Origin of the sequence: Mesorhizobium sp. Root552 (assembly GCF_001427285.1) — a bacterium.
Taxonomy (GTDB): Bacteria; Pseudomonadota; Alphaproteobacteria; order Rhizobiales; family Rhizobiaceae; genus Mesorhizobium.
Genome location: NZ_LMFV01000023.1, coordinates 173,198 through 194,582 on the forward strand (window position 1 = coordinate 173,198; position 21,385 = coordinate 194,582).

Here is a 21,385-nt window from a genome sequence, read left to right on the forward strand (position 1 = left end):
CACATAGACCGGAACGATTCCTCACCCCATCCGTTCGAATCGCTTCGGTGATGGAGATTAGCATGGTTGCGCCGCGTGCCACCTGGAAAGGCTTCCTGCGAGTTGGTTCGGTGAGTTGTGGCGTCAAGATCGTCGGCGTCGTCACAGAAGCCGAGAATATCCGTTTCAACGTCCTGAACCGCAAGACCGGCAACCGGGTGAACAGCGTCTATACCGACGAGGTGGCATGGACCTGGCCGCGCTTCTGAGTGATGTCTAGGCCGTCGCCGGGGATCGCTCTTGCCGGCCCCTCTCAACTCACGGTGGTGCTAAAGCTACTTTCGCATCCTGACCTTGAATTCCTTCGTCGGCCCTATGCGCATCATGCGACGGGAACGCTCTGCCGACAATTCGCGGTATTGGGCTTGTTCATGATCCGTAGCCGAGCCGCTCAAAATGCGGGCTAGGAGTTGCTCTGCCTTGCGATCAATCTCGGCCTCCGCGGACGAGTGACGTACGACTTCAGTAGCGTTCATAGGCTCGTCTCCTCGTTGTTCGACAGTTGGCACATTCCTACACCTAGCGCGACCATACCCGCGAAAGCCCGAACAATCTCCGCATTCTGTACACCCGTCCTTCCATTAGGTACAAAATGCCCATCCTGATCGTTGGTTGCAATGACGACACCCCACGGCGTATCGTCGCTGCCCACTAGGATAGGTACCGCCGCGAACGATTTATAGCGCTCCCCATCTTCGGGTTTTGCTTGCGATCCCATAGCGAACACTGCTCTGACAGAAGTGTCACTGGTGTCTCCAATGATTACCTCTTGGCGGTTGGTAAACGCCACTCCTAGGATTCCAGTACCTTCGTCCCAGATCCGAGCTTGGGAAATATCACACTCGATAGCTCTACGTTTTGCTACGCATATCAGCTCTCGCTTTCCTGTCCTGTCACCTTTGAGGCGCGCACGGTAGATGCCAAATGTCCAACGGTGCCAAATTTCGAAGCCAGCTGCGATGTGCATGAACTCGCCAGCAGCTTCCACCAAAGCCTTTGCAACGGCAGCGTCACTTTTCTCTTTCCAGCTCGGGAAGCGCTCCAAGGCACCCCTCATTGCGTAGACTGACAGGTAAAGGTTGACGGCCCGGCGGGCCTCCGCCTGAAACGTTTCGATTTCAGCGAGTGCTTCTCTCGCCTGATATTCGGCTTCGGTGGCAGTTTCGATTGCGCGACGCGATGTTTCGAGTTCTTGCGGCGCATTTTCGTCTGCAATGGCCGCGTAAAGTGCCCCGACAAATACCAGCGCCGATGCCACAATGCCCGAAATTTGCCATCCACTGGGCTTGTTTGGCCAGAATTCCAAGAATTGCGAGGCCCCGGCCACGAACGCAAAAAGCCCGAAAAACACAGCTTTGGCTACACGACTTCCCACACTATGGTTGCGCAGACGGCGAGAAATCAGAGTACTGATTTCGCTCGCTCGCTCCGCCAAAGTAGAGGTCACGCGCCCACTCCCCTCCGAATCTCGGCACTTCCGTATTGTGGTACTGTGGTCAGTTCAAGTCTATACCTTCCTTAACCCATTCATCTATTCACTCACACCGAAGCCTTCTCTAGATTTGGGCTGATTCACGGAGTCAGCAGGCTGGAGCGGGCCAAGTCGTCACCGTGACTTCAGACCATTGGGGATCTCGCGGACACACTCGTAGAGAAGCCAATGTTGTTGCTGATGATGCCTGACGGCATGAAATAGGCCCGCCACCAGACGGGACGCAAGGATGGCGGGCCTAGGCAGAGGGTCAGGAAGGGAAGCTAGATGATCCTCAGGCCGCTTAACGCTGATTTCGGCGGGTTTGTTCCGGCCCAACGCAAAAGCCCGCCCAGCCGAAGCTGAGCGGGCCAAGCGCATGAAAAATTTCAAGCAGCTGGTGCGCCTTCGTGGATAGCCTTCCTGATCTCGGAGCGGAATTGAGGTGTATCGTGTTCTCCATGAACAGACACCGCGTGTTGCACTGCAGCGTCAATTAGCTCGTCCTCGCGATCCGCAGAGATTGCAACGGTGCACTTCATTTCACTGGGGAATTCTCGGCAGTCTATGAACTTGCGTGCCATCGTTTCCTCCTGGAAAATCTTGCCGTTGTTCGGCGGTGAGCAGCATACGCCTACACACAGGTGCAAACAATCTGCGTTCATAATCAGAAACGCGATGACGCCCCTGATCAGCGCGCGAACCAACCCGTGATCTTCCCCCTGGCAGCACAAAAACCCACCCTGCGGATTTGCAGGACGGGCGGTCATTTCCCCGGCGTCGGGAATATGGTCACTGCCGGAACCAACTGACAATCTTCATTACGCTCTCGCCAAACATGACCACGCCGCCGAGAATGCCAAAGCTGGCGATGGCGAGCCACTTGGTGACCGTTGCAAAGCCGATAATGGCCCTGATGATCGGCAAGCCGGTTCTCAACGTCGCGACATCGTCACGACTGAGGCCAGCGAGGAATTGCCTCGTTTCCTCGGGCAACTCCACCATTCTGTTGACGGGTATGGCGCTCTCGTCCATCGCATTTGCCTTGTCCAATTTCCCTGGCCCCTGCACTGCTAGAATGAAAGATAGGTCCTGACTGCGGCGCAGATCAGAAACGCCGCTATGAGGATGAAGGTTGCTATTCCTGGCCTGCGTTCCATTGCCGTATTCCTTCAAGCTTTGCCTCGCGGTAAGTCAGCCCGCCTTCGTTCACGTCGCCACGCGCAACAAAGTCGTCGGTGATTTCGGGGCCGTCCTTCTTGCTCCAGGCTTTCGCGCATGTCGGAGCGATCAAGGCCGCAGGGATCTTCTCGCGGATGAACTGTGTCTGGACCACCACCTGAGACTTAGCGGTCAGCGTATAGTCGGCGCAGAGACAGAGGCACAGGAGTGCGGAGGTAATCATGAACGTCTCATCGGTTTCCTTCAGCGCGGTAAGAGCGGAGAAAACGGGGAATGTCGTGGGCGATATGGGCAGGATGCCATCGAGCAGAGGCAGCGCCACTTCAAGCCCGGACAGGATGCCGGCAAGCGGCAGGAAACGAATGCTGTACGCATGGCAAAGCACCCGCTTCAAATTGGAAACGAGCCGCATGGGTGGGCCTTTCAGGTTGTCGAGAGTTTCCAGCAAGAAAATTGCTAGCTAGGCGCAATTCTTTCGATTGGCGAAGTGCGCGCGGGAACGGGTATGGGGTGCGTATTCAGATACGGTGAATATGCACAAATTGGATTCCCAATTTATACGATTTGTTGCCGTTGGCAGCGCACTCGCTGGCCTGTATTTTGCCTTGTTTCTTTTATTTCTGGAATATGCCCGCTTCGGGAGCTTCTATTCAGGGCTGTTATCGTACGGAATATGCTTCGTCATTTCGTATTTCTTGCAGAACAATTTTGTCTTCAAATCTAAGCAGGGATTTCGGAAGACGCTGCCTAAATATGCTGCATGGGTGTTATTGGCCGCACTTATTTCATCATCAATTTCGTATTTTTCCCATTTCTATATCCAAAGCAGCATATACCTTTCAGTTATTTCAACCGCCTCGTGCGGCATAGCAAGTTATTTCGTCTCCTCACTATGGGTATTCAAAAGCAAAACAGCATGAACTTGGATATTAGAAACTCTGTAAATACCGACATCGAGCTTACGATTCTCATGCCGTGTCTGAATGAGGCGGAGACGTTGGCCACCTGCATCGACAAAGCAAAGAACTTTCTCGCAAGATCGAAAATTCATGGCGAAGTTCTTGTCGCTGACAACGGAAGCACAGACGGCTCCCTTGATATTGCGGCCACGCACGGCGCTCGCGTTGTTAACGTACCCATCCGTGGCTACGGGGCCGCTCTTAGACACGGCATCGAGAACGCACGCGGACAATACGTAATAATGGGCGATTCCGACGACAGTTACGATTTTACTGCTTTGGATCCATTTGTCGCGGAGCTACGTTCGGGGTCCGATCTCGTAATGGGCAACAGGTTCCAGGGAGGTATTTCTGCGGGAGCAATGCCGTTGCTGCACCGCTATCTGGGCAACCCCGTCCTGTCATTCTTGGGGCGATTGTTTTTTCGACTTAATGTCGGGGATTTCCATTGCGGACTGCGCGGCTTCAACCGAGACAAAGTGCTTGACCTCCAGTTGACCGCGCCAGGCATGGAATTCGCAAGTGAGATGGTCGTGCGGTCCTCTCTTATGGGACTTAGGATATCCGAGGTTCCCACCACTCTCTCGCCCGATGGCAGAACACGCCCTCCTCATCTGCGCACTTGGCATGACGGATGGCGACACCTGAGATACCTGTTACTACACAGCCCACGTTGGTTGTTTATGTTCCCCGGCGCCGTTGTCTTTGGCCTGGGTGCTATCCTCACCATCTTGCTCGCTGCCGGGCCGGTGCAGATATCCCCCAGCGTTGTGTTGGACACACACAGCCTAATTGTCGGGTGCATGGCGATGATCGTGGGCATGCAATGCTTTTCATTCGGTATTTTGGCTCGCTCGTATGCCGCTCTCAGGGGGTTTCTCCCCGCAAGCGTGACGGGCGAAAGATTGAGGTCGGCCGCAACCTTGGAACGCCTACTAATCGTTGGTGCCTTATTGACCGCTGTTGGGATCGCCGGGCTGTTTCATTCCATCTGGCTTTGGGCCAACGTCTCATTCGGCCCACTAGAATACGGATCAATGGTGCGAACTCTGACCATATCCTGCACACTGATCGCACTGGGGCTCCAACTCGCTTTTACCGCTTTCCTTCAATCGGTCATCGAAATCGGAACCTGAACCTGTGAGCGGAGACAAGCCAAACAGTCAGTACAATATTGCCAGAGCCGATAGTCTATCCATGAAAGTGGCGCACCGACAGCGCCTGGCTATGTACAGGCTTTTTGTCGAAAACTCTGTGGCCTCGGAGCGGGATACGATACTGGATGTGGGGGCAACCTCCGACCAAACATATTCCGCATCGAATTATATCGAGCTTTGGTACCCCCACAAATCCAATATCACCGCCGTTGGCCTTGATGACGCTTCCCACTTGGAAGCTCAATTCCCTGGAATCAAGTTTGTCAAAGGGGACGGTACAGACTTACCCTTCGAAGACAAAAGCTTCGATGTTGCGCACTCGTCCGCCGTCCTGGAGCACGTAGGTTCAAAGGAAAGCCAAGCAAGGCTGATCTTGGAATGCACGCGCGTCGCTCGAAAATCCGTATGCCTCACCACTCCCAATAGGTGGTTTCCGATTGAGGTTCATACTTCAATCCCATTTTTGCATTGGCTTCCTAAGCCGGTATTCCGCAGACTTCTAAGAAATTCAAAGTTGGACTTTTTCTCGCACGAAGAAAACCTCAATTTACTGACGGAGAGAGGATTGCTTTCGCTTGCAAATGAAATTTCAGATTGGGATTGGCGAGTCCAAAAGGTTCGTCTTGCGGGTGTCACAAGCAACCTAGTGTTAATTGGACATCGACATGCCGGATAGAATTTTTCGGTATGACATAGCGTTTCTGCTGTTTTACGTTCTGGCTACGGTCTACTTTTTCTACCCCGGCATGCTCAGCCCGGACAGCGTGTCATTTTTCAAGCAGGCACGATCTGGCCAAATTAATGATTGGCAATCTCCTTTTTTGATCACTTCCGTCGGCTATCTTGACAGGATCATTGCAGGGCCGATTCTTCCGCTTGTTTTTCAAACCTCAACCTTGGCCGTTGCGCTCTACTTGCTTGCAACGAGTATTTATCCGCAGAGGGCTTTGGGTCGAGCCGCAATATACGCCGTACTCATTTTACCTCCTGTTTGGGGGCTTATAGGTGTTATCTGGGCGGATAACTGGATGCACGCAACTTTGATGCTTGCATTCGCTGTAGGTATCATGGGCGGATCCCACCCCGACCGCGTAAAGGGTTATTTGCTGCTCGTTGTGGCGTCTATCCTCTTTGTCGCCGCCGTTGGACTCCGCCACAATGCAGTAGCAGCAACTCCCCCGCTATTCGCCGTTATCGCCTTACTGGCGGGTATCAGGTATCGATGGGTTCCAATGGTGATTGTGGTGGCGACGGTAGGTTCGTTGACGGCGAGCAGCTATTTGAACTCGACCCTTGCCACCCGTCACGTGGACCTAACGCAGATACTGTTTGCGTACGACCTCGCTGGCACCTCGATCGAAAAGGGAGAGATTCTTTTTTCCGACCGCTATCCCTCGATAGTTCCCGACGTACCGTCGCTTGATAAAGTACGCGAAAACTTCGGGAGCGGCAAAAACTACGTCTGCATTTTCAGGGTATGCAAGAAGACGGAGCCGTTCGCGACACGATCAGACAGCGAAAACGATATTGCTGAACTCCGTGCGGATTGGCTCCGCGCGATCACAAGCAGCACTTCAAGCTATCTGGACCACAGGATGCGAATGGCGAAATACGTTCTCGGATTGGATGGCGGTCCGCTTTGGTATCCTGGCCCCGCCCTGATAATGCACAAGAACAACTTGGGTTTTGAATTCTCTGATAATTCGCTTCGCCGGGCATATCGCGGATTTTTGTCGATCTTTCTGCCGACACCACTTTACAGCCAGGCAATTTTTTTACTGGTAGCCATTGGGTCGTTTATTGTCGCGTTCGTTTCATACATATGTTACTCAACTTCTCGTTTCATGGTCGCCGCAGGCCTACTTGCGAGCGGGATTCTTTATGAGATTGGGGTAATCGGCGCGGCGGTAACGCCAGATTTTCGATATTCCCTCTGGCTTGATATTACTTGCTGGATTGGAACTTCTATCTTGATTATCGCCCCCTCCAGCAAACGGATCAGTTAAGCCTTGCGGACGCGCGTCCGTAGCGTTCCGCTGGTGAGGTTGATCGATGAAGTCGTACTCAGGTTTTGGAACCTCACGGAAACAGTGTCGGCTGCACTGACTCACGGAACCAGAGCGATGACAATCGCCAAGCGCACCGTCCACGCATAGCGCAGCACGGCCCGCCAGTTACGGACGAGCATAGTCTAGTCCTTTCAAGTTGTCAGGATTTACGGGTTTGCTACTCTTGCCCTTTGGAGGGCAGAAGCATGGGGCCGCTAACGCACTTCACCATGCAGGAATGGTTCTATGTGGTGGTCGCGATCATCGCGATTGTCGGCATCCTTTGGGCCATCATGGCATGAGCCTTCAACACCGTTTGTTCCGCCTGATTGTCAGGGAAGGTCGGGAGGGATAGGGTTTGCCAGCGGTCATCCAAGGAGGCTGCAAAGGCCGGCGCGCTATTGCCCCCCCCAAACGCTAGTGCGTCGGCTGCCCGTTTGACCATTTTCGTGCCAAGTTCGGTCGAATTCACTGGAACCAGATATTCCGCTGCTCGTTGAAGCCCGCGTATCGCGCCTCGCGCAGAGGGCCGGCGGTTGGGATTCCCTAGGCTATTGCACATGGCTTCGCCGGCCCTTTTCCTCATGGTACCAGGACCGTCATGGATATCTCGGTTGGATTTTTTTGTCATCTTCATATTTTCGGCGATAGCAATCACTCTGTTCGCGTTTCTACTTGCGTACGTGTGTCCCTGATGGGGGTTGGAGGGTTAGCCCGGTCACTCCATTCCAGGGTGTTCGGTCAAGAAATCATCGACTAAGAGGATCGGGCGCCGCCCGTTCTGCACATTATCGATTTCGGCCTAGGCAACACCCCTAGAGCATCGCGCCAAGGCATGGACGCCTGAGATGCTGACACTCAATGCTGCACGGTGTTGTTATCCGACAGTGGTTACCGATGCGGTGCCGTGCGTGGTTGCCGCAGCATATAGTTCTCTTGCAAACCGATTCCTAGAGCCTGCAAAATTAGTAGAGTCAGCTTATGGGCTTCACCAAATAAGATTTCGCCCTCCCCCCAGGGGGTGATTTCTAAAATGTGTTGCCATTGTCGCGTATTGTTGCACCGCGTTCCGGTCCTATAAGAAGACAAAATACTTTAAAAACAGACAGTTACAAAATTTTACAGTTGACTCGGCGTGGTTTCCGCGCAACTTTTACTGTGCTCCACTTAGAGAGCGATTCAAACCAAGGAAAAATCAATATGTCTACACAAACCAGACTGCTTACCGTATCGCCCGGCAAGTCTTTCGGCATCGCCGCCGGTGGTTGGGGCGCAATGATGTCAGCTACGATTGAACCTCACCACAGCGAAGGTGTCGAGGATATGTTGTTTCGGTGCCTGGACGATCTCGCAAAGGCAATCCATGCCAGCAAATTGCTAATCGCAATGCCAAAGCGGCAAACTACCCCCGAAGGCCGGCGTTCGGCAAAAGAGATGCACAAAGCAATCGTGGCTTGGGCCCGATCGCGGGGGATCGCTTGCTGTGGCGTTCGTACGCCGGACATACGAAAGAGGTTTGTGATAAACGGGAAGGCTTCGGACGAGAGAATGATTTTCGAAGCTGAGCGGCGTGGCTTCGCACCAGCTAGCGCGGCGGAAGCGTATGCGATAGCCACGTTCCACATTGGATTGGCTGACGAGTATGATGAAAGTGAATTTTTGTCGCCCTTGGAGGATTTTCCCGCACCGATAGTCCCGTTGCACTAGTCAAGAATCGCCTTTAAAGCGATTTCATCGTCCGTCAATTTCCTACCGAGGCCGCGCTCTATGTGCGGCCTTGTCATATCCAATGGATAGACTGGATTCTGCAGCGTGAATTCCGCAGCGTTGCGCTGGGCCTCTCCCGGCGGCAAAAAGCGAGCCGACAGGCAAAAATTACCAACCACTTCGTACTCTGCCCAAAGCTCCGCCTGGTTGGGCGCATCCGGTGCCGGGCATGGCACGCCGCAAATGCGTTCTATCGCCTCGGCAATATCGGCGGGCGCGGTGGGCTCATCTCTATGAGATGCCCTGGGGCGCTTCACTGAACGGTACTCGCCGCAACGCCCGCAGCGGCAAACGAATCAAGAATAGCCTTATAGTCTGGCGCGGGCTTTCCGTTTCCTCGCCAACGTTCGTCGTCCACAGCGGAGCCCGCCACACCCGCAAATTCAAGTAGCGCGCGGCCCGCTGCGACCTTTGCAGGCGCCGGCGCCTTGTCATTTGTCGCCACTTGCACGAGCGCATTGAGGCCTATGACGCCGGCTCTAGCGCGCTGCCGCGTAAGCTCGACCAAAATCATTTCATTGACTATTGGAGACTCAAGAGCACGCCTGCCTAAATCCTCGGCAGACTTAGGCGAATATCCAGCTTCGAGTGCAGCGGCGGTGGAGTTGCCCCCATTTCGCGCGAATGCGATTGCGAATCGAATTTGTAGTTCAGTTCCGGGCGCCGACATTGCTATTCTCACATTTGCGGTTGGTGCTTCTAGAATATAGGAAAAAATCCCTATTTTGGCAACGCTCAAAGCTCGAATGTTGCTATAGAGTTGCTATATGCTGGCATGTCGAGTTCACATGCGTATGATAACGTAGCAAAAACAACGATATAATGTTTTCTTGAAAAGTGCGCGCCCAACCCTTGAACCAGCGCGTGCGTTGCGGCAGCCAGACCGAAAGCTTGATCGGAGCCTGCTCATAGGTCGGCGCGGAAATGGTTGCGGCTTGATATCCGAAGCGGGCAAGACGCGTGCCGAGGTCGGCATCCTCGGTGACGTTGAACGGGTCCCAACCTCCGACTGCCTCAAGCGCCGCGCGGCGGAAATGGTTGGAGGTCCCGCCCAGCGGCAGCATCAGCCTATGGCGCGACAACCACGGCAAAAGCCCGTGAAACAAGGCGCTGTATTCGAAGGCGAACATGCGGGCGATAAGGCTTTCGCTTGGATTCGATATTTCGAGCGGGGCCTGCAGAACCGCCAGTTCCGGCCCGCTTTCACGAAATCTTGTCCACGCCTCGGCAAGTTGCATCGGATCGGGCCAATCCTCCGCATCATAGAGCGCGACGAACTCGCCTCTCGTCATCGGCAAGGCGTAGGCCAGGGCCTTCGGCTTGGTCCGCGGTCCCGTCGGCGGCACCCGGACGACTTTGATGTGGGAAGGAAGCGGGCGCATCTCGATGGCTGCCAGCGTTTCGGCGTCGTCTGACTCGCAGACCAGCTTGATTTCCAGCCTGTCGCGAGGCCAGACAATCCAGTCCAGCGCCGTAAGCAGGTCCGGCACGATGTCAGCTTCCTTGTAGAGAGCAACCAGCACCGAATAGACAGGCGCGTTTGCCGGCGGCGTCTCGATACGTTGCAGGCGCTTGCCCGTTGTCACCGACGCTACCGCGGCGAACCTCAGCGCTACGCAGGCGAAAAAGAAAAATGTGGCCAGACCGTGCAACAGCCCGAGCGTGAGGCCAGGCGCCAAGGCAAGACCGACTGGCAGCATGGTCATGAAAATTCCCAGAACGGCACCTTGCCAGCCATTGGCGACGACGCGAGCCGACATCTCGGGAAAGCGCTCGGAAAGGCCGTTAACCGCGATCCGGGCCAGAAACGGGCGGACCCGCTCCGTTACCGCCGCCTGGAGATCGTCGATGTCGGCAACTCTGAGATGCTGGGTAAGATCAGGATGGGACCGGACATAGGCGCGCATCCAATCCAGCCGGATGCGTCTGGAGGGGATGAGAAAGGAAACGGAGCCATCCTTTTCGAGCAGCTTTACGGGAAGGTTGTCGCCGCCGCCCCGCAACACCATGACAAGTTGGTCGTCGCTGGCGATCAGCCTCTTCGGGTCGATGTTGTGGCAGGCCTTCAAACCGAGATCTGCGGCGATGGCTCCGGTCAAGTCGATACGGCTAGCGACACCCGACGCAAGGAGGCGGGAAACGAAGTCTTCGCCTGATTTACGGGCAAGAGCCGCTATTTCAATCGCGACCTCCCGATCTATGGAAAGCCTCTTGAGAACCGGGTGCCATTCATCGACTTCGGGATAGGCAATTTGAGGCGAGGCAGATGCGGGAGCGCTTCCCGCTGTTGCCGCACCTTCGTCGCGCGCAACGTGCCCTCCACGTTGCGCATCCCTCCCGCCGCCCGCAACGGACGACTGCATTCAATTCCCCCAAGCCCCTGCCGCTGTTGAACGGCCCCCGTTCAATTGCGGAATGCACGTTTGAAATATTCCTCGTGATGCGACCAATCCACGCCATGTTGGCCTTGGCCGCAACGCGAGCTGCTAGCCGGATGTCAGCGACCTCCTATGGTTCCCGCACGGGTTGAAATCTGCCAACGGTCTTGCGTACCGGGCGCGGAAAGGTAGTCCGCCGGGCCGCCTCGAATTTATTCCGATGGTGGAAGTGGTCAGTGTGCTGTTGCCAACGACGCCGCTTGTTCGGGCGAAGGTCGGGCTACGACCACGCGATGTCGACGTCAGTTGCGGGCTGGCGTCGCTTCCTTGCAGCACTTCAGACAGGACGGGCGCACAAAATGGCTGCCTCATCGCCTCGACAAGCCTATTCCAATTCACGATACAGATCGTAGTTGTGCGATCTAGATCGCGCCATCAGCTTCAGGTTGAATCATGCGCCCGCAAAGATTGCAGGCATATCAGGCTGCATAGCAAAACGTGCGCCGCGCGTCCCGATTGCGGGCCATGCCGTGCATGGTCAAGGAGCAGGATGGCCCTTGCGCTGCAAAGGCGCGCTTGGCGTCTTAGCGAACCCGCCGCCGCTCCGAAGCTGGCTGGAATGCAATGCGCGAATGATAGGTGCAGTAGGGGCCGGTCTCGGCGGCATCATTGCCGCAGAAATGGAAATCTTCCGACAGGGGATCGCCGTTCGGCCACTTGCAGGTGCGCTCGGTCAGTTCCACCAGCGTCAGGTGGCGCGAGATTGGGACCACCACGTTTTCCACAGGGCGCAGGTAGGTGCGTGCGACTGGTTCGGCGTCGAACTGAACCTGCAGCGCGGTCGCCCCGATGGATGTCGTCACATGGCGCGTGGTGCTGGCCGCCCGCGAGACAGACTTGCTGACGCTTGCGCCTTGCGAAGTCTTTTTCTGGCGCGCAGGCGCTGCACTTGTACGGCCGCGCCCCGACAGTTTCAACCGGTGCACCTTGCCGATGACGGCATTGCGGCTGACGCCGCCGAGCTGTGCTGCGATCTGGCTGGCGCTCAAGCCCTCCGACCACAGTTTCCGCAAGAGTTCGACTCGCTCGTCAGTCCAGTTCATGAGACTGCGCTCCTTTGAACCGTGCGACTCTGGACTCCCTTCCCGATCCGGCAAAAGCCAGCTGGGCACCACATATACTGGGGTGATTAGATCCGCCGCACGAAATCTAGTTATTTCCTGCCCACAATTACCTTACGCGCTGACTCGGTGACAAGAGTCCCAAAGGCAACACGAATCTGTTTTTTCGGTTTTCCCCAACTTGCCCGCTCGCTGATGCAAAACAGCTTACGTAGGGGAAGGCCAATCATGCGCCTGGCCACGTTTCCGTTGACACTGTGGCTGAAAAACATGATAAGCCGCGAAAGCCGCCGCGTGGGCGGCTTTTTGATTTTCCGGTTCCGGAGACGCATATAATGAGCGGTTCGGCGCTTTACGAGACCTTTGCTCGTGTTCCCTTGACCTTCGACCGGGGCGAGGGCGCCTGGCTGATCACCGACAAGGGCGAGCGATACCTCGATTTCGCCGCTGGCATCGCCGTCAATTCGCTCGGCCATGGCCACCCGCATCTGGTGGAAGCTCTCACCGGCCAGGCCGCCAAGTTGTGGCACGTCTCCAACCTGTACGAAATCCCGGACCAGCATCGGCTGGCCGAGCGGTTGGCCGATGCAAGTTTCGCCGACAAGGTGTTCTTCACCAATTCGGGCGCCGAGGCTCTCGAATGCGCCATCAAGACGGCGCGCCGCTATCATTATGTGAACGGTCATCCCGAGCGCTATCGCACCATCACCTTCGAGGGCGCTTTCCATGGCCGCACGCTGGCGACGATCGCTGCCGGCGGCCAGCAGAAGTACCTTGAAGGCTACGGCCCCAAGGTCGATGGCTTCGATCAGGTGCCGTTCGACGACATCGACGCCGCCGAAAAGCTGATCACTGCCGAAACGGCAGCCATTCTTGTTGAGCCGGTGCAAGGCGAGGGCGGCATTCGCTCCTTGCCGGTGCAGTCGCTCAAGCGCCTCAGGCAGCTTTGCGACAAGCACGGCCTGCTTTTGATTTTCGACGAAGTGCAGTGCGGCATCGGCCGCACCGGCAAGCTGTTCGCGCATGAATGGGCCGGCATCACCCCCGACCTGATGGCGATCGCCAAGGGCATCGGCGGCGGCTTCCCGATGGGCGCGTGTCTCGCCACCGACGAGGCTGCCAAGGGCATGACCCCCGGCGTCCACGGCACGACCTTCGGTGGCAATCCGCTCGCCATGGCGGTCGGCAATGCGGTGCTGGACGTGGTTCTGGCCGACGGCTTCCTTGAGGACGTACAGCGCAAGGCTCTCTTGATGAAGCAGGGTCTCGCCGCCGTTGCCGACGAGTTTCCCGAAATCATCGAAGGCATACGCGGAACCGGCCTGATGCTCGGCCTCAAATGCGCTGCGCCGAACAGCAAGGTAAACATGGCCTTGCGTGACCAGAAGCTTCTTGCCGTGCCAGCCGGCGACAACGTCATCCGCCTTTTGCCGCCGCTTACCGTGACGGATGCGGAAATCCAGGACGGCCTTGGCCGCATCCGCGCGGCTGCACAGACCATGTCCGAAGCCCTCGCGGCCGCGAAATAGCCGGAAGATCATCGATGAGCCTTCGTCATTTTACCGACCTGTCTGCTATTTCCGGACAGGACCTGCGCGCCATTCTGGACGATGCAGCTGCGCGCAAGGCGCGCCTCAAGGCCGGTGAGCGCTCGAAGCCGCTGGAAGGCAAGGTCCTGGCGATGATCTTCGACAAGCCCTCGACGAGGACGCGCGTGTCCTTCGATGTCGGCATGCGCCAGCTTGGCGGCGAAACCATCATGCTGACGGGCACCGAAATGCAGCTCGGCCGTTCGGAGACCATAGCCGACACGGCAAAGGTCCTCTCTCGCTACGTCGATGCGATCATGATCCGTACGACCTCGCACGATCGGCTGATCGAACTGACCGAAAACGCGACGATCCCGGTCATCAATGGCCTGACCGACGACACCCATCCGTGCCAATTGATGGCCGATATGCTGACTTACGAGGAACATCGCGGTTCGGTTTCCGGCAAGACCTTCGCCTGGAGCGGCGATGGCAACAATGTGCTGCACTCGCTGATGGAAGCTTCGGCCCGCTTCAGCTTTACCATCAACGTTGCCGTTCCGCCCGGCAGCGAACCCATGCAGAGATTTGTCGACTGGTCGCGCGAAAACGGCGGCAAGGTGAATTTCAGCAAGACAGCCGAGGAAGCCGTGACCGGAGCCGACTGTATCGTCACCGACAGTTGGGTCTCGATGGGACAGGAACACCGGGCGCGTGGCCACAATGTCTTCCTGCCCTATCAGGTCAACGCCGCCTTGATGGCAAAGGCCAAGCGGGATGCGTTGTTCATGCATTGCCTGCCGGCCCATCGTGGCGAGGAAGTTACCGACGAGGTGATCGACGGACCACATTCGGTGGTGTTCGATGAAGCCGAAAACAGGCTGCACGCGCAAAAGGCCGTGCTCGCCTGGTGCCTTGGCGCCTGAGCCGCTGCGCTTGAACCGCGGCAGGGTGATGCCTATCTCCGGCGCATCACCTGAAATACCGACCACCCGAGGCATGCCCTCTTTTCGAGGGGATGGTCTGCGGCCGGAGATGTGTCATGCTGGAAACCGTGCAATTGACTCAACACAAACCGAAACTCGGCGAATTTGGCCATGCGGGCGACGATCACGTCGTGCCCTTTGCCATAGATGCGCTCGATGTGCGTGGCCGCGCCGTTCAGCTTGGCCCGATGCTCGACGCGATTCTTTCGCGCCATGCCTATCCCGAACCCGTTGCCCGCTTGCTTGCCGAAGCCTGCGTGCTTACCGTTCTGTTGGGCACGTCATTGAAATTCGAAGGCAAGTTCATCCTGCAGACCCGCACCGATGGTCCGGTCGATATGCTGGTTACTGATTTCACCACACCGCACGCTCTGCGCGCCTATGCCCGCTATGACGCCGAGCGGCTCGACGCCTTGGTGGCGGCAGGCGAAGTCAGCGACGAAACGCTGCTTGGCGCCGGCGTGCTGGCGCTCACCATCGACCAGGGCGCTCACACGCAACGCTACCAGGGCATCGTACAGCTTGACGGAACTTCGCTCGAAGAAGCAGCGCGCATCTATTTCCGGCAGTCCGAGCAGATCCCGACCGACCTGCGGCTCTCTGTCGCCAAGCTGGTCGAGCCGGGCGGGCGTGAGCGGTGGCGCGCTGGCGGGCTGCTGGCGCAGTTCCTGCCGCAAGCTCCGGAGCGCATGCGCGTAGCCGACATTCCGGGCGGTGATGGCGATAGCGCTGAATTTGCTCCCGAACCGATCGACAACGCGTGGCAGGAAACGCTTGCCTTGCTTTCCACCGTGGAGCCGACGGAGTTGATAGACCCCACGGTTGGCGCGGAACGTCTGCTATTCAGGCTTTTCCATGAGCATGGGGTACGGGTGTTCGATGCCGTTGAAGTGGCGGATCAATGTTCCTGCTCGCAGGACAAGATCCACGGCATTTTGAGCGGCTTTACCGCTGAGGAAATCCGGGAAAGCACCGAAGACGGCCGGATCCGCGTCGCATGCGAATTCTGCTCGACGGCCTATGATTTCGACCCCGCAGCGTTCGCAGGTTCAAACTAGACGAGATCGGCCGGATGCGCCTTTGCGTTTCCGGCCGTCAGTTCACGGTTCGCTTCACGCCCGGCAAATCGAGCGAGAACGCCGGAATGGCGATGTCGAACGTGTCGCCCTTGGCGTTGCGCATGGTGTAGCGGCCGACCATGATGCCGGAAGGCGTCGAGAGCGGGCAGCCGGATGTATACTGGTAGCTGTCGCCGGGATTGAGTTCCGGCTGGTCGCCGACAACGCCGGCCCCGCTGACCTCTTCGACTCGCCCCGTTCCATCGGTGATATGCCAGTAGCGCGACAACAGCTGGACGAACTCTTCGGACTGGTTGTTGATCGTTACCTGATAGCCCCAGACATAGCGGTTCTCGGAAGGGTCCGACCGGTCCTCGATATAGAACGGTCTCACCCGCACTTCGATGTCGCGTGTCGTGGCGCTGTACATGTTCGCCTCCTGGACGGCTGAGGATCGGCTTGTCGCACCATCTGGTCAATTCGAAATCAGCCCAGCGTGGCGGTATCGCTTGATAAGCTTGTTTGCGGCATGATCAGGGCAAAGGCAGTTACGATGGTCACTGGTTCCCGGTTTCGAGACATGGCGCTTTCTTTTGCCGGTGCGGTCGAAGGTGGTCATTTCGATGTGACCGACTTTCGGGTCAAAGGCCGGATATTTGCGACATGGCGCGACAAGGATAGCCGCGCCGTGCTGAAACTCGCGCCCGATCAGCAAAAACTGCTGATGGAGACATCCCGCACGGTCTTTTCGCCCGTCGACGGCTCGTGGGGCCAGAAGGGCTGGACCAAGGTGGCGCTCGACATTGCCGACGAGGCCACCCTGCATCATGCCATGAAAATGGCCTGGTCGACGCTCGCCCGTTAGGCGGCCTTTGCGCTGGCCAGTGCCTGCTCGATGTCTTGCAGCAGGTCGTCAAGATGCTCGAGCCCAACCGATAGCCGCAACGTCCCAGGCCCGATGCCCATTTCAGCGCGTGCCTCGTCGGTCAGGTTCTTGTGCGTGGTGGTTGCCGGATGGGTGACCAGGCTCTTCGCGTCGCCCAGATTGTTCGAGATCAGGATGATGTCGAGCGCATTCTGGAACGCGAAAGCGGCCTTCTTGCCGCCCTTCACGTCGAGGCAGATCAGCGTCGAGCCGCCCGACATCTGTTTCTTGATGATGTCGGCCTGAGGGTGGTCCGCCCGGCCCGGATAGATGACGCGTTCGATTTCCGGCCGGTCGGCCAGCACGTCCGCGATGCGGGTTGCCGACTGCATCTGCTGAGCGACGCGGATCGGCAGCGTTTCCAGTCCTTTCAGCAGCGTCCAGGCGTTGAACGGCGACAGGCTGGGGCCGGTGTGGCGGAAGTAGTTATGCAGGTTTTCGTCGATCCAGGCCTTGTCGGAAAGCACGATGCCGCCCAGGCAACGGCCCTGGCCGTCGATATGCTTGGTCGCCGAATAGACCACGACATGTGCGCCAAGCTCGAGCGGGCGCTGCTGCAATGGCGTGGCAAACACGTTGTCCACCACCACGCGGGCACCGATCGAGTTGGCCAGCGCGGAAACCGCAGCAATATCGATCACCTCGAGCGTCGGGTTGGTCGGGCTTTCGAGGAAGAACAGCTTGGTGTTGGGCCGAACCGCCTCTTCCCAATTCCTGATGTCGGTGCCGTCGACCAGCGTCGACTGGATGCCGTAGCTTGGCGCAAGCGTCTCGATGATCCAGCGGCAGGAGCCGAACAGCGCGCGCGCCGCGACGATATGGTCGCCGGCCTTCAGGCTGCACAGGATCGCCGCCGCGACAGCAGCCATGCCGGACGCGGTGGCGCGGGCGTCTTCCGCGCCTTCCAAGGCACACATGCGCTTTTCGAACATGTCGACGGTCGGGTTGGCGTAGCGCGAGTAGATGAAGCCGGGGTCTTCGCCTTTGAAACGCGCTTCGGCAGCCTCGGCGGTTTCGTAGACGTAGCCTTGGGTAAGGAAGATCGATTCCGACATCTCCCCGAACTGGGATCGCAGCGTTCCGGAATGAATGAGCGTGGTTTGCGGCTTCCAGTTGCGCTTGCCGTCAGATGTCATAGGTCCGTTCCCAAATACAAAAAAACCGGCCGCGAAAGTCGCAACCGGTCCACATGGCCTGGCGGCCCGACGGTCCTTTAGCGACTTGTTTAACGTGGCTGCAAGCCGACCGGCCAAATCACCACGGGATAAAGCCCCTTTAGACCTCACCACCGCTTGCGTCAATTACCCGCGTGATTAAGAGGTCTGTAGGTGGCTTCGAGTTGGCCGCGGGAGCGGATATTGCGACAGACAGGCATTCTCCCCGATCAGGACATAGCAGCGCTGTTTGACAGCGGTGCCCTGAAAACGCCACGCGCACTCGACAAGGACCAGATCCAGCCGGCCAGCCTCGACCTGCGGCTTGGTGAAAAGGCGTGGCGGGTGCGCGCCAGCTTTCTGCCCGGCCCCAACCACAGCGTCGCTGACAAGCTCGACCGCCTCAAGCTGCATGAAATCGACCTCACTGCCGGCGCGGTGCTGGAAACGGGATGCGTTTATATCGTTCCGCTTCTGGAAACGCTGGCCTTGCCTGCGGATATTTCGGCCTCGGCCAACCCGAAAAGCTCGACCGGCCGTCTCGACATCTTCACCCGCGTCATGACCGATAACGGCGCCGAATTCGACAAGATCGCCACCGGTTACCACGGCCCGCTTTATCTCGAGGTCAGTCCGCGCACCTTCCCGATCGTCGCGCGTACCGGTTCGCGCCTGTCGCAAATTCGTTTCCGCATCGGCCACGCGGTGCTGTCGGAAAGCGAACTGCACGACCTGCACGACGCTGAGACGCTGGTCGCGACCGACCCGCCCAACATATCATGGGGCGGCATAGCGCTCTCCATCGATCTGGCCGGCGATAAGAACGGCCTCGTCGGCTACCGCGGCAAGCACCACACCGGCCTCGTCGATGTCGACAAGCGCGCCGCCCACGACGTGTTCGATTTCTGGGAGCCGCTTTACAACCGCGGTGCCGGCGAACTCGTGCTCGACCCGGATGAATTCTACATCCTCGTCAGCCAGGAAGCCGTGCACGTGCCGCCGCTCCATGCTGCCGAGATGACGCCGTTCGATCCGCTCGTCGGCGAATTCCGCGTCCACTATGCCGGCTTCTTCGATCCCGGTTTCGGCCACTCGGCTGCGGGCGGCAAGGGCAGCCGCGCGGTGCTTGAAGTGCGCAGCCATGAGGTGCCCTTCATTCTCGACCACGGCCAGATCGTCGGCCGGCTCGTTTACGAGCACATGCTGAAACGCCCGAAGGCACTTTATGGCACCGATCTCGGCTCCAACTATCAGGCGCAGGGCCTGAAACTGTCGAAGCATTTTCGCCCGGCAGGCTGACTACCGGAACTGCTCTTCAACGGCCGGGTTGTCGAATGGAAAAGCAATAGTTCAAGTACCGGAAGCGTATCTCCGTTTTCTTTTGAATAACTGGCACTGCGAATTCTCATCGTTTTTGGGTTCGGGCAACTTTCAAGGCAATTGAAGGGGAGGGGTGTATGAAGCTGGTAATGCTTGCGGCGGCGTTGGTCTTGGGTGTTTCGCAGACACCAGGCTGCGGCAACAAAAATGGGGCCACGACCTCGGCAGATCAGGGTGCGTCCGCTGCCAGCGCGCAGTCGGGCGACGGTTTGAATTGTGAGTTGAAGAACGGGCCAACAGGGTGTGTCGACGAGAAGGCGCAAGCTGCCGAAGCCAAGCGCCAGCAGGATGCCAAGTCCGCGTCGCTGGCGACGCCTGACACCTCGTCCAAAAAGCCCCAGCATGTTGCCGAAGCCGATTTCCAGCCTTGGATGTGCAAGCAGGGCGGCGGCGGCTTCTTCGGCTTCTGGAGTTCCGCCTTCACCGCGAACCTGGACAATCTGATGGAATACTGCCGGCAGATCGAAGCCCCGGTGGAAGCTTCCACGGTCGCCAGCGACGACACCGGAATTGACAAGAGCGGCACCTGGACTTGCCAGTTGGCCAATGGAGCAGGCCCGATCTACGGCGTTTATGAAATGGTGAATTCACCAAGGATCGTTGCAAGCACCTGCAAACGGGTTGCCGACTAGGGGAAGCCTTATGGGAGGTGCTGGCACGGCGTAACTTCTGTGCCAGCCGTGCTCCAGCCTTGTTTCGCGGACCGCGCCGTGCTTGGCTGCGGTGCCGGCCACCGTCGCCGGTTTTGCCAAGGGGGTGACAGAATGCGGATTTCCGGATGGATCGTGGGCGCTGCTGCAGCAGCGATGCTGGCTGTTTCAGGGTCATATGCGTGGGCTCAGGATGCAACCAAGATCAAGATCGGCACGGAAGGCGCTTACCCGCCGTTCAACAGCATCACGGCCGACGGAAAACTGATTGGCTTCGATGTCGACATCGCCAATGCGCTTTGCGCCCAGATGAAGGCCGAATGCGAATTCGTCACGCAGGACTGGGACGGCATCATTCCCGCCCTTCAGGCCGGCAAGTTCGATGCGATCGTCGCTTCGATGTCGATCACCGAAGAGCGCAAGAAGCAGGTCGCCTTCACCAACAAGTATTACGTCACGCCGCTGGCGGTTGCCGCCTTGAAGGACAGTGCGTTGACCGAAACCGATCCCGCTTCGATGGCCGGCAAGACGGTCGGAGCGCAGGCTTCCACGACACAGTCGATCTACGCCGAGGATTTCTACGCCAAGGCGGGAGCAGACGTGAAGCTTTATCCGACACAGGAAGAGGCGGTTCAGGATCTCATCAACGGCCGGCTGGATGCGGTGATTTCCGACAAGTTCGTTCTGGTCGATTGGCTGAAGAACGCCGCCGACGGAGCCTGCTGCAAGTTGATCGGCGACGTCAATGGCACCGAGACGGAAGCGGGCATTGCGGTGCGTCTGGACGACAACGCGCTGCGTGAGAAATTCAACGCCGCCATCGATGCGATCGTTGCGGATGGCACCTACAAGACGATCCAGGCGAAGTATTTCGACTTCGACATCTATTGAGAAACGGTGACAACCGGGGGCGCGGCACGGCCGTGGCCCTCGGTTCTACCTCTTTGGCTTCGCTTGCCGCAAACGGCAATCTTGGTATGGGGTTTGGAGCGGGTAGAGGGAATCGAACCCTCGCGTTCAGCTTGGGAAGCTGACAAGCTACCATTACATCATACCCGCGCGCCGCTTTCGTTAGCATGCGCTCCGTGCCTTGGGCAATCGCAAAGCCATGCCGCTTGAAGCTTTGTCGCGGCTCACGTATCTCAAGGGTCTGAACGGAATCGAAGGAGACCGCCTTGTCCGCCTTGGCCCGCTTTCTCGGTGACTCGCCGCTCAGGGTAATCATCAAGCTTTTGGTCGTTTCGTTTCTCGTCGGCCTGGTCATGCATACGTTCGGCTGGTCGCCCTACGATGTGCTGCGTGGCGTGCAGAATTTCTTCCTCGACATCTGGAACATGGGCTTTCGCGCCATTGACCGCTTCCTGGGCTATATCCTCTTGGGCGCGGCGATTGTCGTCCCGGCGTTCATCCTGCTGCGCATAGCGAGCTACAGGAAATAGCAACTCGGCACTGCTTCGGCATGAGAATACAGGCGTTTCGCATCGCTGCCCGTTCAAGGGGCAGCGTCTGGATCAGGCTGACTTGCAGCGCATCTCATTTGCTGTGAACATTGCACAGCCGACAATCTTGCAACTGCAGGAA

General features: G+C 57.7%; 25 protein-coding genes, 1 tRNA gene and 1 riboswitch. Of the genes, 14 read left to right on the forward strand and 12 right to left on the reverse strand.

All coding sequences use genetic code 11. The features are described from left to right. Positions 1–62: 62 nt before the first annotated feature. Complete coding sequence (locus ASD50_RS11600; RefSeq protein ID WP_200952398.1) at positions 63–248, forward strand: hypothetical protein; 186 nt, start codon at positions 63–65, stop codon at positions 246–248. A 66-nt stretch (positions 249–314) separates the two neighbouring features. Here ASD50_RS11600 and ASD50_RS11605 read toward each other — a convergent pair whose 3' ends face one another. The 5 genes from ASD50_RS11605 to ASD50_RS11625 all read right to left on the reverse strand — a co-directional run bounded on the left by ASD50_RS11605 (position 315) and on the right by ASD50_RS11625 (position 3,104). After that, complete coding sequence (locus tag ASD50_RS11605) at positions 315–515, reverse strand: hypothetical protein (RefSeq protein WP_056240892.1); 201 nt, start codon at positions 513–515, stop codon at positions 315–317. Beyond that, positions 512–1,486 (reverse strand): GAF domain-containing protein, encoded by a 975-nt coding sequence (locus ASD50_RS11610; protein ID WP_156465042.1) that lies wholly within the window; start codon positions 1,484–1,486, stop codon positions 512–514. Before ASD50_RS11610 ends, ASD50_RS11605 begins: the two co-directional genes overlap by 4 nt. Positions 1,487–1,899: 413 nt before the next feature. Then, on the reverse strand, positions 1,900–2,094 hold the full coding sequence (locus tag ASD50_RS11615) for a DUF1059 domain-containing protein (RefSeq protein WP_056241493.1): 195 nt from the start codon (positions 2,092–2,094) through the stop codon (positions 1,900–1,902). A 208-nt stretch (positions 2,095–2,302) separates the two neighbouring features. Further along, on the reverse strand, positions 2,303–2,686 hold the full coding sequence (locus ASD50_RS23100; protein WP_156465043.1) for a hypothetical protein: 384 nt from the start codon (positions 2,684–2,686) through the stop codon (positions 2,303–2,305). Continuing rightward, complete coding sequence (locus ASD50_RS11625; protein ID WP_156465044.1) at positions 2,649–3,104, reverse strand: hypothetical protein; 456 nt, start codon at positions 3,102–3,104, stop codon at positions 2,649–2,651. Before ASD50_RS11625 ends, ASD50_RS23100 begins: the two co-directional genes overlap by 38 nt. Positions 3,105–3,225: 121 nt before the next feature. On the opposite strand from ASD50_RS11625, the gene ASD50_RS24270 reads away from it, so the two are divergent. The 5 genes from ASD50_RS24270 to ASD50_RS11645 all read left to right on the forward strand — a co-directional run bounded on the left by ASD50_RS24270 (position 3,226) and on the right by ASD50_RS11645 (position 8,563). After that, a complete protein-coding gene (locus tag ASD50_RS24270; RefSeq protein WP_082549604.1) occupies positions 3,226–3,612 on the forward strand; it encodes a GtrA family protein in 387 nt (128 codons plus the stop codon). A gap of 50 nt (positions 3,613–3,662) precedes the next feature. Then, positions 3,663–4,787, forward strand: coding sequence for a glycosyltransferase family 2 protein (locus tag ASD50_RS11630; RefSeq protein WP_413813890.1), 1,125 nt, complete (start codon positions 3,663–3,665; stop codon positions 4,785–4,787). A gap of 4 nt (positions 4,788–4,791) precedes the next feature. After that, complete coding sequence (locus ASD50_RS11635; protein WP_056240906.1) at positions 4,792–5,484, forward strand: class I SAM-dependent methyltransferase; 693 nt, start codon at positions 4,792–4,794, stop codon at positions 5,482–5,484. Continuing rightward, a complete protein-coding gene (locus tag ASD50_RS11640; RefSeq protein ID WP_056240909.1) occupies positions 5,474–6,814 on the forward strand; it encodes a hypothetical protein in 1,341 nt (446 codons plus the stop codon). The genes ASD50_RS11635 and ASD50_RS11640 overlap by 11 nt, the downstream gene beginning before the upstream one ends. 1,086 nt (positions 6,815–7,900) lie before the next feature. Further along, entirely contained in the window at positions 7,901–8,563 is a 663-nt protein-coding gene (locus ASD50_RS11645) for a hypothetical protein (RefSeq protein ID WP_156465046.1), read from the forward strand. Here the strand turns inward: ASD50_RS11645 and ASD50_RS11650 are convergent. The 4 genes from ASD50_RS11650 to ASD50_RS11665 all read right to left on the reverse strand — a co-directional run bounded on the left by ASD50_RS11650 (position 8,560) and on the right by ASD50_RS11665 (position 12,104). Continuing rightward, positions 8,560–8,880, reverse strand: coding sequence for a hypothetical protein (locus tag ASD50_RS11650; protein ID WP_056240914.1), 321 nt, complete (start codon positions 8,878–8,880; stop codon positions 8,560–8,562). The genes ASD50_RS11645 and ASD50_RS11650 overlap by 4 nt on opposite strands. Next, positions 8,877–9,362, reverse strand: coding sequence for a terminase small subunit (locus ASD50_RS11655; protein WP_156465047.1), 486 nt, complete (start codon positions 9,360–9,362; stop codon positions 8,877–8,879). The genes ASD50_RS11650 and ASD50_RS11655 overlap by 4 nt, the downstream gene beginning before the upstream one ends. A 13-nt stretch (positions 9,363–9,375) precedes the next feature. Further along, positions 9,376–10,986 (reverse strand): glycosyltransferase, encoded by a 1,611-nt coding sequence (locus tag ASD50_RS11660; protein ID WP_056240923.1) that lies wholly within the window; start codon positions 10,984–10,986, stop codon positions 9,376–9,378. A gap of 599 nt (positions 10,987–11,585) precedes the next feature. Further along, a complete protein-coding gene (locus ASD50_RS11665) occupies positions 11,586–12,104 on the reverse strand; it encodes a GcrA family cell cycle regulator (protein WP_056240927.1) in 519 nt (172 codons plus the stop codon). Between the two features lie 353 nt (positions 12,105–12,457). Here ASD50_RS11665 and ASD50_RS11670 point away from each other — a divergent pair, with 353 nt between their 5' ends. The 3 genes from ASD50_RS11670 (at position 12,458) to ASD50_RS11680 (ending at position 15,695) form a co-directional block, all read left to right on the forward strand. Further along, positions 12,458–13,651 carry an aspartate aminotransferase family protein gene (locus ASD50_RS11670; RefSeq protein ID WP_056240931.1) on the forward strand — a complete coding sequence of 398 codons (1,194 nt, stop codon included), beginning with the start codon at positions 12,458–12,460 and terminating at the stop codon, positions 13,649–13,651. 14 nt (positions 13,652–13,665) lie between these two features. Continuing rightward, positions 13,666–14,577: an ornithine carbamoyltransferase gene (argF, locus tag ASD50_RS11675; RefSeq protein WP_056240934.1), complete on the forward strand. Its 912-nt coding sequence runs from the start codon at positions 13,666–13,668 to the stop codon at positions 14,575–14,577. Between the two features lie 116 nt (positions 14,578–14,693). Continuing rightward, a complete protein-coding gene (locus tag ASD50_RS11680; protein WP_056240937.1) occupies positions 14,694–15,695 on the forward strand; it encodes an Hsp33 family molecular chaperone in 1,002 nt (333 codons plus the stop codon). 37 nt (positions 15,696–15,732) lie between these two features. On the opposite strand, the gene apaG is transcribed toward ASD50_RS11680, so the two are convergent. Next, positions 15,733–16,125 carry a Co2+/Mg2+ efflux protein ApaG gene (apaG, locus tag ASD50_RS11685; protein ID WP_056240940.1) on the reverse strand — a complete coding sequence of 131 codons (393 nt, stop codon included), beginning with the start codon at positions 16,123–16,125 and terminating at the stop codon, positions 15,733–15,735. Between the two features lie 123 nt (positions 16,126–16,248). On the opposite strand from apaG, the gene ASD50_RS11690 reads away from it, so the two are divergent. Next, entirely contained in the window at positions 16,249–16,560 is a 312-nt protein-coding gene (locus ASD50_RS11690; RefSeq protein WP_056241499.1) for an MmcQ/YjbR family DNA-binding protein, read from the forward strand. On the opposite strand, the gene ASD50_RS11695 is transcribed toward ASD50_RS11690, so the two are convergent. After that, entirely contained in the window at positions 16,557–17,756 is a 1,200-nt protein-coding gene (locus ASD50_RS11695; protein ID WP_056240943.1) for an O-succinylhomoserine sulfhydrylase, read from the reverse strand. The genes ASD50_RS11690 and ASD50_RS11695 overlap by 4 nt on opposite strands. Positions 17,757–17,813: 57 nt before the next feature. Continuing rightward, a riboswitch (SAM riboswitch) is annotated at positions 17,814–17,891 on the reverse strand. Positions 17,892–17,978: 87 nt separating this feature from the next. Here ASD50_RS11695 and ASD50_RS11700 point away from each other — a divergent pair. From ASD50_RS11700 to ASD50_RS11710, 3 genes are all read left to right on the forward strand, one after another. After that, positions 17,979–19,073, forward strand: a complete 1,095-nt coding sequence (locus tag ASD50_RS11700) for a 2'-deoxycytidine 5'-triphosphate deaminase (protein WP_056240947.1) — start codon at positions 17,979–17,981, stop codon at positions 19,071–19,073. Between the two features lie 158 nt (positions 19,074–19,231). After that, entirely contained in the window at positions 19,232–19,786 is a 555-nt protein-coding gene (locus tag ASD50_RS11705) for a hypothetical protein (protein ID WP_056240949.1), read from the forward strand. 132 nt (positions 19,787–19,918) lie between these two features. After that, a complete protein-coding gene (locus ASD50_RS11710; protein ID WP_056240951.1) occupies positions 19,919–20,695 on the forward strand; it encodes an ABC transporter substrate-binding protein in 777 nt (258 codons plus the stop codon). Between the two features lie 94 nt (positions 20,696–20,789). On the opposite strand, the gene ASD50_RS11715 is transcribed toward ASD50_RS11710, so the two are convergent. After that, positions 20,790–20,863: transfer RNA gene (locus tag ASD50_RS11715), tRNA-Gly, on the reverse strand. 116 nt (positions 20,864–20,979) lie between these two features. Between ASD50_RS11715 and ASD50_RS11720 the strand changes: the two genes are divergently transcribed. Continuing rightward, positions 20,980–21,243, forward strand: coding sequence for a DUF6460 domain-containing protein (locus ASD50_RS11720; RefSeq protein WP_056240953.1), 264 nt, complete (start codon positions 20,980–20,982; stop codon positions 21,241–21,243). Positions 21,244–21,385: the final 142 nt, after the last annotated feature.

What these genes read in the sequence shown, in the direction of transcription:
- ASD50_RS11705 (WP_056240949.1), top strand. Translation starts at nt 19,232, where the DNA reads ATGAAGCTGGTAATGCTTGCGGCGGCGTTGGTCTTGGGTGTTTCGCAG.
- ASD50_RS11665 (WP_056240927.1), bottom strand. Translation starts at nt 12,104, where the DNA reads ATGAACTGGACTGACGAGCGAGTCGAACTCTTGCGGAAACTGTGGTCG.
- ASD50_RS11625 (WP_156465044.1), bottom strand. Translation starts at nt 3,104, where the DNA reads ATGCGGCTCGTTTCCAATTTGAAGCGGGTGCTTTGCCATGCGTACAGC.
- ASD50_RS11680 (WP_056240937.1), top strand. Translation starts at nt 14,694, where the DNA reads ATGCTGGAAACCGTGCAATTGACTCAACACAAACCGAAACTCGGCGAA.
- ASD50_RS11670 (WP_056240931.1), top strand. Translation starts at nt 12,458, where the DNA reads ATGAGCGGTTCGGCGCTTTACGAGACCTTTGCTCGTGTTCCCTTGACC.
- ASD50_RS11690 (WP_056241499.1), top strand. Translation starts at nt 16,249, where the DNA reads ATGGTCACTGGTTCCCGGTTTCGAGACATGGCGCTTTCTTTTGCCGGT.
- ASD50_RS24270 (WP_082549604.1), top strand. Translation starts at nt 3,226, where the DNA reads ATGCACAAATTGGATTCCCAATTTATACGATTTGTTGCCGTTGGCAGC.
- ASD50_RS11710 (WP_056240951.1), top strand. Translation starts at nt 19,919, where the DNA reads ATGCGGATTTCCGGATGGATCGTGGGCGCTGCTGCAGCAGCGATGCTG.
- ASD50_RS11605 (WP_056240892.1), bottom strand. Translation starts at nt 515, where the DNA reads ATGAACGCTACTGAAGTCGTACGTCACTCGTCCGCGGAGGCCGAGATT.
- ASD50_RS11695 (WP_056240943.1), bottom strand. Translation starts at nt 17,756, where the DNA reads ATGACATCTGACGGCAAGCGCAACTGGAAGCCGCAAACCACGCTCATT.
- ASD50_RS11660 (WP_056240923.1), bottom strand. Translation starts at nt 10,986, where the DNA reads ATGCAGTCGTCCGTTGCGGGCGGCGGGAGGGATGCGCAACGTGGAGGG.
- ASD50_RS11600 (WP_200952398.1), top strand. Translation starts at nt 63, where the DNA reads ATGGTTGCGCCGCGTGCCACCTGGAAAGGCTTCCTGCGAGTTGGTTCG.
- ASD50_RS11630 (WP_413813890.1), top strand. Translation starts at nt 3,663, where the DNA reads ATGCCGTGTCTGAATGAGGCGGAGACGTTGGCCACCTGCATCGACAAA.
- argF (WP_056240934.1), top strand. Translation starts at nt 13,666, where the DNA reads ATGAGCCTTCGTCATTTTACCGACCTGTCTGCTATTTCCGGACAGGAC.
- ASD50_RS11615 (WP_056241493.1), bottom strand. Translation starts at nt 2,094, where the DNA reads ATGGCACGCAAGTTCATAGACTGCCGAGAATTCCCCAGTGAAATGAAG.
- apaG (WP_056240940.1), bottom strand. Translation starts at nt 16,125, where the DNA reads ATGTACAGCGCCACGACACGCGACATCGAAGTGCGGGTGAGACCGTTC.
- ASD50_RS11640 (WP_056240909.1), top strand. Translation starts at nt 5,474, where the DNA reads ATGCCGGATAGAATTTTTCGGTATGACATAGCGTTTCTGCTGTTTTAC.